The organism is Wolbachia endosymbiont of Wiebesia pumilae (assembly GCF_017869285.1).
Lineage (GTDB): Bacteria > Pseudomonadota > Alphaproteobacteria > Rickettsiales > Anaplasmataceae > Wolbachia > Wolbachia pipientis.
This window is the reverse complement of the sequence record NZ_CP054557.1, coordinates 1,021,886-1,034,279: the sequence shown is the minus strand read 5'-3', so window position 1 is coordinate 1,034,279 and position 12,394 is coordinate 1,021,886. Positions and strand designations below refer to the sequence as shown.

Sequence of the window (12,394 nt, the reverse complement as noted above, 5' to 3'; positions counted from 1 at the left end):
TGGATTCCAGTGTCAAGCACTGGAATGACACCATTTGCTGTGCAATTTACCTTCAAAAATGAATGTTCGTATAGCTGTGCGCCCGGCACTGCCCTACATTATTGGTAATTATATTATAAGGTGCAAAAGCTGTATAATTCATTTGACTTAAAACGGCTCATTGTATAAAATTGTGGCTAATATATGAATAAAGGTTAACATGGCAGTTAAAATAAGGTTGGCGAGGTTTGGCGCAAAGAAACGCCCTTTTTATAGGATAGTTGTAGCTGATTCACGAGCACCAAGAGATGGGCGTTTTATTGAGAAAATAGGACAATATGATCCAATGTTACCAAAAGACAATAAAAATCGTGTTGTGGTGAAAGCTGATAGATTAAAACATTGGCTAAGTGTAGGCGCGCAGGCAACTGAAAGAGTACTGTGGTTTATCAAAAAAGGCATAGTAACTTTAGAAACAGAACCAAAGAAAACAGAAAAGAAGAAAGTAGAGAACGAGAAAGCACAAGGGCAAGAGGCATAAGTCTCTTAAAATGCTAAATACTGATTTAACAAACAGCGATAAATTAGACGATATTGTATCTTCTGATTTGTCAGCTATGAATGACTTTGTCTTCAAAAATGTCAATGATGAAGATGCTAAGCTTGCTACTGATATTATATCTCATCTTGTTAGGTCAGGTGGAAAAAAAATAAGGCCTAAACTAGTTTTTATTATATGTAAAATGCTAAACTATTCTGGGGAGAATAGGATCAACGTTGCTGCATCGGTAGAGTTTATACACAATGCTACTTTACTTCATGATGATGTGCTCGATGAAAGTGAGGCACGCCATGGAGTTAAAACAGCGAATAAGATTTGGGGAAATAAATCAAGCATTTTAGTTGGTGATCTATTGTTGACTCTAGCATTTAGATGGCTTATAGAGTGTGGAAATTTAAATATTCTCTCTATTTTATCTAAAGCATCGCATTTACTTGTGAAGGGTGAAATAAAGCAGATGACAGCACGCTTTGACCCCCACACAGTCAGGGAAAATTATTTTGATATCATTGGAGAAAAGACAGCATCTTTATTTTCTGCATGCTGTGAAGCTGCATCAACAGTATCTGGTGCAACAAATGACGAAACAGAGAGGCTAAAGAATTTTGGTTTTAATTTTGGTATGGCATTTCAAATAGTTGATGATATGCTCGATTATACTGCTAATCAAGGCACTTCTGGAAAGCAAGTCGGAAAAGACTTTTTCGAAGGTAAAGTCACCTTACCTGCTATTATAGCATACGAAAAGGGCAGTCCAGCAGAGCAAAAATTCTGGGAAAAATGCTTTTCTTCAGCTAGACACAATTTTGACCAAGCATTACACTATATTAATCACCATAATGCCATTCAGCTTTCTATGGAAAAAGCTAGATACTACATTAATATGGCACAAAATGATATTAGTACTTTTTCTGATTCTTTTTATAAAACTACTTTAATTAACTTTTTAAATGCGAGCATAGAAAGACGAATGTAGCTGGCGCTTGATATTTTCAGATTAATTGTTATATATTTATTAGATTCTTAAGGGTAATGATATGTCAGATAGCAGTAAGGAGAAAAAGAAGAAGTTTGCTGATATGGTAAGTAGGCAGAAAGGTGACGACCAACAAAGTGATAACCATAAGCAAACTGATGATTTAAATGAAGATCTCAATACATTAAAAGAACGTGCAGTTCAGCTTGAAGATCATTTACGCCGTGCTGTTGCAGATAATGAAAACGTCAAACGTATAATGCAAAAGCAAATTAGCGATGCAAGTGACTACGCAGTCACAAAACTTGCACGTGATATGATCGACTCGTGCGACAATTTAAAAAGAGTAATGGAAATTTTGAAAGACGGTGATCCTGTTCATGAGGGGATTAAAGTAGCTTATCAAAAAATTATAAATGATCTAAAAAAACATGGAATAGAGGAAGTAGATCCACTTGGTGAGCTTTTTGATAGTAATTTACACCAAGCTGTTGTGGAAAGAGAAGACAATGAAAAAAAGCCTGGCACCATTGTAGAAGTACTACAAACTGGTTATACTATCAAAAATAGGTTGCTCCGTCCTGCAATGGTTATTCTTTCTAAGAAATCTGCTGATTGTGGAAGCGATTAGCATGAGGTAAATGTATAATGACAAGTATTGTCTTTTCAGGTATCCAGCCAAGTGGCGTACTACATTTAGGTAATTATCTTGGTGCAATCAAACAGTGGATAGACTTACAGGATAAATACAAATCTCTTTTTTGTATTGTCGACCTACACGCAATCACAGCAAATAAGCTTCCCGCAAGTGAATTAAAAAGTAATATTTTCAAAACAGCAGCAGCTTATATTGCATGCGGAATAGATACAGAAAAGTCCATTATTTTTAGTCAGTCCACAGTTAGTGGTCATGCAGAACTGGGCTGGCTGCTTGGATGCTATACACCAATTGGTTGGCTTAATCGCATGACTCAATTTAAAGATAAAGCTGGCAGCGATAAACAAAAAGCCTCTCTTGGATTATATAGTTATCCAGTACTTATGGCTGCAGATATATTGTTGTATCAAACTAAATACGTTCCTGTTGGTGATGATCAAAAACAGCATTTGGAGCTTGCACGTGATATTGCATCAGCTTTTAACAATCATTATAAGCTGGATTATTTCATCGTACCTGAAATCTTAACTTTGGATTGCACATCAAGGATAATGAGCTTAAGGGATGGCACAAGCAAGATGAGTAAATCTGATCCTTCAGAACATTCGTGCATTAACCTTGATGATACGGATGACTTAATTGTCAAAAAAATAGAAAAAGCAAAAACAGATTCAATTCTAGGCTTTGCTACTTTAAAGTGCCGACCAGAAATAAGCAATTTGATAAACATTTATTCAGTGCTTAGTAATGTAAATGCAGAAAAAGTATGTGAAGAAGTGAACAAACATGACATGAAGCACTTCAAAAAAGAGTTAGCTGATTTAATTATCAGTGTTATATCACCCATACGTGAGAAAATGAATGATCTTTTAAAAGACCAATTCCATTTACATGAAATATTAAAAAAAGGCACAAAGAAAGCAGCAGAAATTGCAACCCATAATATAAAAGAAATCAAGGATATTATTGGATTTGCTCAATATCTGTAAGGTTCCAAAGTGTGATGGTGCGAACCGTCATACCGCCGCGGTATCTCAGCCGCTAACACGTAGCGGGATGACGGTTTTTCAAATTGTCGGTAAATCTAAGTCAGTTTAGCTATAGGCAGCAATTTTCTGTATTTATTTTAAGTTGAAGAAAGCTCAAATGAAAAATCGTGTTTTGCTAAAAATCACAGAATGCAGTCTGGTTACAAAATTCTCTAATGGTCTTAAATAAAACTTCCAGTGAATGATTGTCAGACATATTGTGCTCTGCTGATTTTATTAAGTGTACTTCAACATCGGTTGACTTAATTTTTTCAGCTAAATTCAATGAAGTTTGATAAGGAACATCTTTATCATTAATGCTATGCAGCAAGCGCACAGGACAGTTTATATCTATTGTCTTTTTGTTTAAAAGAAGGTTCTTTCTGCCATCTTCGATCAAATTTTTAGTTATTTTGTATGTACAATGCTCTGAAGTAAAATCTATTACACCTTTAGAATCTAGTTCTTCTTTTTGCTTGCCTGACAATTGCTTGAATATCAAATCTTCAGTAAAATCGGGAGCAGACGATATACCAATTAGTGCTGCAATTTTTTCTGGAAATTGAAGGGCAGTGAGCAACATCAGCCATCCTCCCATACTTGAACCTATAATTATTTGTTTATCGCTAGTTAATTCACTCATTACTTTAGCACAATTTTTTTGCCAATCACTTATCGTGTAATCAATAAAATTACCACTTGAATGACCGTGACCAAAATAATCAAATAGCACAAGTGCTACGTCATTTTCTTGGCAAAATTTGTAAATAGCAGTTGCTTTAGTTCCATCCATATTGGATGCAAATCCACCGAAAAAAACTACAGAAGCTTTCTTTCCTTGTAGCTTTCGATATGCTATGTGACCATTATTTCCATCAAACAATTTACAATAATCCATACTACTTTGGCAAAGCAACCGGGCTATCACTCAATTGATGCAAATAACTAACTAGATCTGCAATTTCTTGTGGATTGGAAATACCTGCAAATGCCATACGTGTACCTTTTATATAGGCTTTTGGGTTCTTTAAAAAGGCAAATAGCTCCTCATACCCCCATTTTCCACCTCTTTCAAGCACTGCTTTTGAGTAATTGAATGAGTTACCAAGATGGGCCTTTTTATTTCCAACTATGTTCCATAAGTTTGGTCCTACTTTATTCATTCCACCTTTCTCAAAACTATGGCAGGCTATACATTTTTTTGCTGCTGATTTACCTTTCTCAAAGCTAGCATTCTGCATGAGCGCTCCAATATCAAGCGCCACTTGCTCGATTTTTTGCTGGAACTCATTGCTGCCAGCAGCTACTATCGTTTGGTGTTCAATCTTATATTCTTCTGGACTGTAAAGCATATCAACTACATTACTAACTATCATAATGATTAGCCCAGAAAGTAAAATCGATGCTGCAATCTTATTAAGCTCCATAGTTAATTTTTATTAAGTAATGTTACTTAAATTATGCGAATATTTTCGCAAATAGCAACCAATTACCTTGAAGCTCGCTAAAGATGAGAGTCTCTATAGCTGACCCAAGAAAGGTTTTCCTACGTCCATACCGCCGCGAACCGTCATACCGCGATTCATTCGCGGTATCTCAGCCGCTAACAAGAGATCCCGCTAACAAGTAGCGGGATGACGAGGTTCACTGCCATTAAGTTAAGGAAAGAATGGTTAAAAACTGAACTAAAAAGTCAGAAATAATTAAGGATTTATGACAAATACTGAAACAGAATAGAGTAAACTTTAAAGCAGATAAACTCTGAAGTGTAAATTACTTAAGAAATAGTTTGTTTAGAAGTCATTTTACAGGAGCTATGGCAATAAGCTACCCAGTTATTATCAGAAGATATGAATACTACCTCTAGTCAAAATATGTGTTTTCTAACCCTTTTTTGGTAATTGAACGAACGAAGATAAGGTACCTTATGACGATCAACTTTCCTTCCCTTTCTTACCGCCAAAGTGTTCATCAAAAATAGCTTTGATAATTGATCCATAATGCAGTCAGTATCTGATTCCGTAGCAAAAATGTCGAAAGCCAAGTTTTTGATCGCGTTAAATGAGACAGATTTGTTAATGCTCCTCTTAAGCTTATCATCGGTTAAGTCCATATTCAACGCTTCTTCTACATCTTCTGTCATAACACTTTCTAGGTTGCTAATAAAGATAGCTGACCAAAAATCCTGTTTAACAGACTCAACACTTTTTCCTGTAAAATTTTCTAGACTTAGTCTTCCTTTGAGTTTTGCAAAAAATGTCTCAACTCCCCAGCGTAAAAAATATAACTCCTTAAATCCTCCAGTTTGAAACTTTTGTTCATCCATTAATGATGTAGCTAACACTTCAATTTCACCAGATGGCAGTACCACTTTGAAGCGTTATTCCACTATTTTCTTGTTTTATCTTACGCTGAGCACATATGGTAACCTCAACACTAGATGGGCTTTTTTCTTCAAACATAGCATTCACTTCATTAAAAGATGATCTGGGACATCGAATGACATAAGCAATTTTTCTTTTTGTAAGGCTAGAAAGAAATTTATAAGATAAATATACAAATCAGTAAGTCATTAGTATTTACAACTTTAAGCATTTCATCTGCTAAGTTAATTTCATGAGTGTTACCTCTATCTAACACTGACCTTATGGCAACATTATTTAGCACATCTTAACAAACCGCAAAGGTTGCACTTGCATAATCACCTAAATCTTTTGGTTTTTGGTTACGTATTTTTCTTGAGCCAAATTCATTTTTTATTTCAACGCTTGTTGGTAAAATGATTTTGGAGGCATCAAGAGCTAACACTCTAAAGCCAAAACAAGTTTTAAATTTTTGGTCTTGGTAGTACAAGGAAACCACACCTTCGTTAATTTCTGAAAATGCACTGTGTTTCATTTTTTTTCTTGCTTGACTAAAAGCACTAGCAGTAACGGTATAGTCTTTTTTCCTATATAAAATAAATTCGTTTAGTATTACTTGCAGCGACTTTACACTTTTTCTTAAAATTAAGATAAATATGTCAATAAAAGATAACTTCCTCTTTCTCATAAAATCTTTTGAAGATGATTTATGGGATTCTATAAATTCTAGACTTGCCAATTCATTTTGAATAAATTTTATTACTGCCTTTTTTACTCATACTACCTTTAAACTTATTGGTATACATCATTATCCCATAAAATCTATCTTTTTTCCTTAACTTAATGGCAGTGAGACGAGGTTATCGTCATGCCGCCACGAACCGTCATACCGCGATTCATTCGCGGTATCTCTTAGCCGCTAACAAGTAGCTGGATGACGATTGTCAGGGTGTAATCCCAGTGTCCCTATGATGTCATCCCAGTGCCCAGACACTGGGATCCAGGAAAGTTTGCTTGTAAGCAAGGAAACTAGCACAGAAAGTGGTTACAACATTTTCGATGAGATTATATGGAAAACTGGATCCCAGTGTCAAGCACTGGGATGACAAAAAAAGGAGCACTGGAATGGCACCATTTGTTATGTTTAACAAAGTTCGTACTTAGCTTCATGTTAGCCATAAATATTTAAGAAATTTACCAAATGGAAAAAAAGGCAAAAGAAGCCCCATGGTTAACTAGTTCTGACACTGGTTTCCATCCAAGACGGCAGTAGCCCCTTCGGTGTCATTCCAGTGTCAAGCACTGGAATGACAAAGGAGAGCAGTGTCAGCTACTTGGATGACACCTTTTTTCTACTTAGTGTGGGTTATACAAGAAGTCTATTGTATGGCTATTGTTGGTCGTATATTACTTATAGCTTATCTATTCAAATTGCAACTTTGTTTTTCATAATTAATTATTGACAGAAATTATTAATTGGGTTATTATTAAATTATCGTTAACAAGTGAGGCAAAGAAATGATGATATCCAATAATTCTTCATTGCTAAAAGATAGTCAGGAGCTTACTAAAACTAAGCAGACTATATGGAAACCTTTAATTGCTGTTTCATTATTATCTATATTTAGTTTCATATCTGGTCAATATCTTCCTTATGTTATTATAGCAGTTTCTGGTTCTGGTCCTATTGCAGCAGTTCCTTTAGCAATTTTTGCTGTTTCTACGGTTGTTGCACTTATTTCAGTGACATATCTTGTTAAACTGGCTATTTCTAGAGATGATAATAAGAAAGAAGTAGGTCTTAATGGACAGAAATTCGGCCATACTCCATCTCAAGAACCACAAAAATTTGTGTGTAAAAATTGTACTAATCTGGAGAATAAATCAAATGTACCTACTCCTCAATCACCTCCAGTAACGTTTGGAACACAACCAAATCCAAGTGTCAGTGTACCACCGCCGCCACCTCCTCCATTGCCACAAGATGCTGCACTACCACCTCCGCCTCCGCATTTTTTTACAGCTTCCAAGCGTACGGAGCAACCTAAGAATGATGCACCGAAGAAGGCTGGTGAACCTGAGAATAATAATCATTCTACTCTGTTTGAACAGATAAGAGGAGGTACTACGTTAAAAAGAGTGGGCAGCAACAAAATTTTACAAATGAATTGAAAGCAAAATTAGAAAGTAGTGGGGGCACTGACAAAAAAGAAACACCAGAAGAGTTTGCTGCAAGAATAGATAGGGAGCAAGCAGAGAGAAAGAAGTCGGATGATAATGATTCAGATTGGACAAAGAGACTTAAGGAGAGAGCAGCAGTCATGCAATTCTCAGATAGTGAAGAGGAGTCACCGGTACCGCCAAGTTCGTGTGTTGATTCACCACAAGTAAATAATGTTGACTCAGTGGATAATGAGGTGCAAGATTCACCTCCTCTTTCTGTTGAGGATCGCATAGCACAGTTTGGTGGAAAAGCGTTGCGATGCCAAAAGGAAAATGTTGTACAAGGACTATGATAACTATGAAATGGTCAGCCATGCACTTCCCTTCCTTTTCAAAATAAGTTTACCTACAGGTCTGATTGTATTAAGATTACTTAATACAATCAGATCTATTATATGCGCTTATCCAAATATTACCTGCCAACTCTAAAGGAAAAGCCTGCCCATGCTAAAATTATCTCCCATCAATATTCTTTGCGTGCAGGTTTAATAAAGCAGATAGCATCTGGCATCTATACGTGGTTACCACTTGGTCTCTTAGTGCTTAAGAATATTGAAGATATTATCAGAGATGAAATGAACAAATCCGGTGCTATTGAAGCATTAATGCCTTGTGTGCAACCAGCAAGTCTTTGGCGAGAATCAGGGCGTTACGATGATTACGGTAAGGAAATGCTACGCATAAAGGATAGGCATGAGGAAGATATGCTTTTTGGTCCAACGCATGAGGAGATAGCAACTGATTTAATTAGAGATGTGGTAAAAAGTTACAAAGATTTGCCACTTTGTTTATACCAAATTCAATGGAAATTCCGTGATGAGGTAAGACCACGTTATGGTGTTATGAGGGGCAGGGAATTTTTGATGAAGGATGCATACAGTTTTGATGTAGATTACGAAGGTGCACTGAATTCATATAATTTGATGTACAAAACTTACATAAAAATCTTCAAACGCATGGGATTTACTCCAATTGGAGTTCGAGCTGATACGGGGCCAATTGGAGGAAATTTGAGCCACGAGTTTCATATATTGGCAAACACTGGTGAGAGCACTTTATATTATGACAATAAATTTTCTGAACTACTAGAGAGTGAAGATATTGAAAGTTTAAAGAGTATATACGCAGTTGCAGATGATATGCATGATCCTGAGACTTGCCCTATATCACAAGAGCAGTTAAATGTTAGTAAAGGTATTGAAATAGGGCATATTTTTTATTTTGGCGACAAATATTCAAAGCCTATGAAGGCAAGTGTTACTTCTCAAGATGGAAAAAATGTCAATATACATATGGGTTCGTATGGCATTGGGGTTTCAAGACTTGTTGGTGCGATAATAGAAGCTTTTCATGATGATAAGGGAATTATCTGGCCGGAGGAGGTAGCTCCTTTCAGAATTGGTTTAATCAATTTACAAACGAAAGTAACGGAGGCTGCAGATAAAATATACAAAGCTTTGAAGAGCGATGAAGTGCTTTACGATGATACGGAAGGGAGTGTAGGAGTAAAATTTTCTAGAATGGATCTGATAGGCTTGCCGTGGCAAATAATTGTCGGAAAGAAAGCAGTAAGTGAAAATATAGTTGAAGTAAAAAATAGAGCAACCGGAGAGGTAAAGGAAATGCAGATTGAGGAAGCAATAAATCACTTTAGCGCAAAATGATACACGGTATCGGCACTGACATAGTATATATACCAAGAATATTGAGAATATTACAAAAATACGGGGAAAAATTTCTCAATAGAATCTACACTGAAAAGGAAATAGAGCTAAGTAGAAAGTATAATAGTCAAGAAATGCGAGCAAGGTATTTTGCTAAACGCTTTGCAGCAAAAGAAGCTTTTGTTAAAGCACGAGGTAGTGGTCAGGGTATTACAATGAAAGATATAGAAATATACAATGATGTAAGAGGCAAGCCATATCTTACCGTTAGCAAGGATTTTATCTCCAAAATTCATCTTTCTTTAAGTGACGATGGAGATTACGCTACTGCATTTGTTGTAATTTGCGTCTATAGCTCACACAGATAAAGTTTACTCTTTTGTCATCTTATGGCTTACTGTATGAACATTCATTTTTAAAGGTAAACTGCACAGCAAATGGTCAGTGCTTGACACTGTCCTCCTTTGTCATCCCAGTGCCCAGACACTGGTTTTCTGCAATCTCATCGAAAACGTTTTTCTATGCTAGTTTGCTTGCTCACAAGCAAACTTTCCTGGATCCAAGTAGTCAGGGCACTGGGATGACATCTTTGTTGTGTTTAACAAAAACAAATGTTCGTACAGTTGTGGAATGAATCGCAGTATAGCTATAGCATACACAAACGACTAGTTTGCCAAAAAAACATAGCGGTTTTTCTATGATTTTAGTATAATTCTAGCTTTACCTAAACAAAAAGATGAATTATTTAATGGACTGTGTTTTAACGTCTCTTTCCTTACCATTTTCAATTACTGAGAATTATTTATTAATTACTGCGTTGATTCCACTTTTAAGTGCGTTAGTTATTTTTTTTACTGGTAAATGGCCCGGAGTGAACAATAGTATTACTGTCACTTCTTCTGTACTTCTGTTTACGTATACGTGTCTGTGCACTTTATATTGGGTATATGGTGATCATTCTCAATTTATTCTCATGGATTTTGGTAATAATTTGCACATTAGTTTAAAGCTAGAGTCTACCGGAGTAATATTCAGTTTATTAATATCGTTTTTATGGGTGCTGACCAGTATATATGCAATATGTTATATGCAGAATAACTATGCTGATAGCAATCACTCAAGTTTTCTATGCTTTTTTTCAATATCGATTGGCTGTGCAATGTTTATTGCTTTTTCTGGAGACTTGCTCACTACATTTGTCTTTTATGAGCTTCTAACTATTAGTACATACCCTCTGGTTACTTACAACTCAACAAATGAATCAATGATTGCAGGACGCTATTACTTTGGCGTGCTATTTTTCTCTTCTTTGGTATTATTTTTTCCTGCAATAGGCCTTTTATATCATGAATTTCATACTTTAGACTTTGTAAGCGGTGGAATATTCAAATTTGATACTTCACTCATCACTTTCATTGCAGTGTGTTTTGCTATGCTGATTTACGGAATAGGAAAAGCTGCATTAATGCCAATGCATTTTTGGTTACCAAAAGCAATGGTTGCACCAACTCCTGTGAGTGCACTACTGCACGCTGTTGCTGTTGTGAAATCCGGAGTTTTCATCATCATAAAAGTTATATTATACACTTTCGGCGTCGATAATATGCAACGTTTTGTGCAGCAAAATTGGTTTGCTGGAGGGTGGCTTCCGTACGCTGCTGGATTTACTATTATTACTGCATCATTGATTGCACTAAAGCAAAAAGAATTAAAGAAATTGCTTGCTTACTCTACCATCTCTCAATTGTCGTATATTATATTATTCGCTTCAATTTTTAGTGATCTCAGCATGAGGGTTGCAATTTTTCAATTAGTTTGCCACGCATTTGCAAAAATCACTTTGTTTTTCGTTGCCGGAGCAATAATAACGAGAGCAGGTGAGAAATATATAGATAAGATTTACGGTATAGGACGCAGTATGCCAATTAGCATGACAGCATTTGCTATAGGTGCATTGTCTATGATAGGGGTGCCGCCTGCTCCGACTTTTTGGGGTAAATTTCTCATTTTTCAAGCTGTTTTCAACTCTGGCAATGTAATACTTTCTGTGTTTGTAACTCTAGTGTTAATTGTTAGTACTATACTCAACGCTCTGTACTTTTTACCGATAATTTACAACGCCTTTTTCTTAAAACCTTCTCAGAATTACTTTATTAAAAAAACACCAATTCTTCTAGTTTTACCTCCAGTTATTACTGCTATGTGCACTTTGGTTATTTTTTTTAGCTACCAAGTAATATTTTAAAATCTGTATTTATAACCATTAACAATAAATTTAAATGGTATTATACCAGCCAGAGTTGCTTTTATATTCGACAAAGTGAAGCTAATCTCCACAGTATCCTCCTTATTTTGCTCGGTTGTAAAAACTACAGTAGCATTTCCAGCAAATGTAACTAAGTCCTTGGTCGATCGATCAATAGATAATGTTATTACATTTATGTTGGCGATTTTTCTTTTAGATAAAGACAAATTACCAGCTTCATTATTCGTTTTTTCCTGAAAGCCTTGATAGATTTTATGTATAGAATTGTTTCTTATAAAATTTTCTTGGTACTTCGGTTCAACGATCTTAATGGACTCGTATATTTCAATGTATTTACTTATTAAGTACCTCGCTGTGGAAGTGTATTCATCTTCCTTTTTACTGAAACTAAGCTTATGCATTGCAGAGAACTCATCTTCTGTGTGGTTCATATACTTCACAAAATTTAAATCTTTTTTAATAGGAAATAACAGGTATATGTTTAATGTTAATAAACATAAGCATACTAGGAGAAGCGATACTATTAATGCCATCCAAGATCTTTCTGCTACACAAAACAGATACCTATGGCAGTACCATTCGACTGCTTTACTGAAATAACTTTTGTTTTTTACTGATTCAAGCAATTTATCTTCCATAACACAATACTACCAGACCTAATCGGATCATTATAAT

At 35.6% G+C, this 12,394-nt stretch carries 14 protein-coding genes and 1 pseudogene; 11 read left to right on the top strand and 4 right to left on the bottom strand.

Annotated elements, in window-relative coordinates; genetic code table 11:
* The first annotated feature begins 199 nt into the window (after nt 1-199).
* From rpsP to trpS, 4 genes are all read left to right on the top strand, one after another.
* On the top strand, nt 200-520 hold the full coding sequence (rpsP, locus tag HUB92_RS05435; RefSeq protein WP_006279266.1) for a 30S ribosomal protein S16: 321 nt from the start codon (nt 200-202) through the stop codon (nt 518-520).
* Between the two features lie 10 nt (nt 521-530).
* Entirely contained in the window at nt 531-1,517 is a 987-nt protein-coding gene (locus tag HUB92_RS05430) for a polyprenyl synthetase family protein (protein ID WP_209472627.1), read from the top strand.
* Nucleotides 1,518-1,578: 61 nt separating this feature from the next.
* Nucleotides 1,579-2,148, top strand: a complete 570-nt coding sequence (locus HUB92_RS05425) for a nucleotide exchange factor GrpE (RefSeq protein WP_012673267.1) — start codon at nt 1,579-1,581, stop codon at nt 2,146-2,148.
* A 17-nt stretch (nt 2,149-2,165) separates the two neighbouring features.
* Nucleotides 2,166-3,164: a tryptophan--tRNA ligase gene (gene trpS, locus HUB92_RS05420; protein WP_006280207.1), complete on the top strand. Its 999-nt coding sequence runs from the start codon at nt 2,166-2,168 to the stop codon at nt 3,162-3,164.
* 175 nt (nt 3,165-3,339) lie between these two features.
* Here trpS and HUB92_RS05415 read toward each other — a convergent pair whose 3' ends face one another.
* From HUB92_RS05415 to HUB92_RS05405, 3 genes and pseudogenes are all read right to left on the bottom strand, one after another.
* The gene (locus HUB92_RS05415) at nt 3,340-4,101 is read right to left on the bottom strand and encodes an alpha/beta hydrolase (protein WP_012673268.1); all 762 of its coding nucleotides are present in this window, start codon (nt 4,099-4,101) and stop codon (nt 3,340-3,342) included.
* A gap of 1 nt (nt 4,102) precedes the next feature.
* On the bottom strand, nt 4,103-4,630 hold the full coding sequence (locus HUB92_RS05410) for a c-type cytochrome (RefSeq protein WP_010082469.1): 528 nt from the start codon (nt 4,628-4,630) through the stop codon (nt 4,103-4,105).
* Between the two features lie 440 nt (nt 4,631-5,070).
* Nucleotides 5,071-6,326, bottom strand: a pseudogene (locus HUB92_RS05405) (IS4 family transposase).
* A gap of 181 nt (nt 6,327-6,507) precedes the next feature.
* Here HUB92_RS05405 and HUB92_RS05400 point away from each other — a divergent pair.
* From HUB92_RS05400 to HUB92_RS05370, 7 genes are all read left to right on the top strand, one after another.
* The gene (locus HUB92_RS05400) at nt 6,508-6,672 is read left to right on the top strand and encodes a hypothetical protein (protein WP_209473406.1); all 165 of its coding nucleotides are present in this window, start codon (nt 6,508-6,510) and stop codon (nt 6,670-6,672) included.
* Nucleotides 6,673-7,084: 412 nt separating this feature from the next.
* Entirely contained in the window at nt 7,085-7,738 is a 654-nt protein-coding gene (locus HUB92_RS05395; protein WP_209472625.1) for a hypothetical protein, read from the top strand.
* Nucleotides 7,735-8,082: a hypothetical protein gene (locus tag HUB92_RS05390; RefSeq protein WP_010962849.1), complete on the top strand. Its 348-nt coding sequence runs from the start codon at nt 7,735-7,737 to the stop codon at nt 8,080-8,082. The genes HUB92_RS05395 and HUB92_RS05390 overlap by 4 nt, the downstream gene beginning before the upstream one ends.
* Nucleotides 8,083-8,184: 102 nt before the next feature.
* Nucleotides 8,185-9,453: a proline--tRNA ligase gene (gene proS / locus HUB92_RS05385; protein ID WP_022626352.1), complete on the top strand. Its 1,269-nt coding sequence runs from the start codon at nt 8,185-8,187 to the stop codon at nt 9,451-9,453.
* A complete protein-coding gene (locus HUB92_RS05380; RefSeq protein WP_010082456.1) occupies nt 9,450-9,821 on the top strand; it encodes a holo-[acyl-carrier-protein] synthase in 372 nt (123 codons plus the stop codon). Before proS ends, HUB92_RS05380 begins: the two co-directional genes overlap by 4 nt.
* 11 nt (nt 9,822-9,832) lie before the next feature.
* Nucleotides 9,833-10,087, top strand: coding sequence for a hypothetical protein (locus tag HUB92_RS05375; protein ID WP_010962852.1), 255 nt, complete (start codon nt 9,833-9,835; stop codon nt 10,085-10,087).
* Nucleotides 10,088-10,201: 114 nt separating this feature from the next.
* Nucleotides 10,202-11,698 (top strand): proton-conducting transporter transmembrane domain-containing protein, encoded by a 1,497-nt coding sequence (locus HUB92_RS05370; protein WP_010962853.1) that lies wholly within the window; start codon nt 10,202-10,204, stop codon nt 11,696-11,698.
* Here the strand turns inward: HUB92_RS05370 and HUB92_RS05365 are convergent.
* On the bottom strand, nt 11,695-12,357 hold the full coding sequence (locus HUB92_RS05365) for a hypothetical protein (RefSeq protein ID WP_010082435.1): 663 nt from the start codon (nt 12,355-12,357) through the stop codon (nt 11,695-11,697). The two genes, HUB92_RS05370 and HUB92_RS05365, sit on opposite strands and share 4 nt — an antisense overlap.
* Nucleotides 12,358-12,394 lie beyond the last annotated feature (37 nt).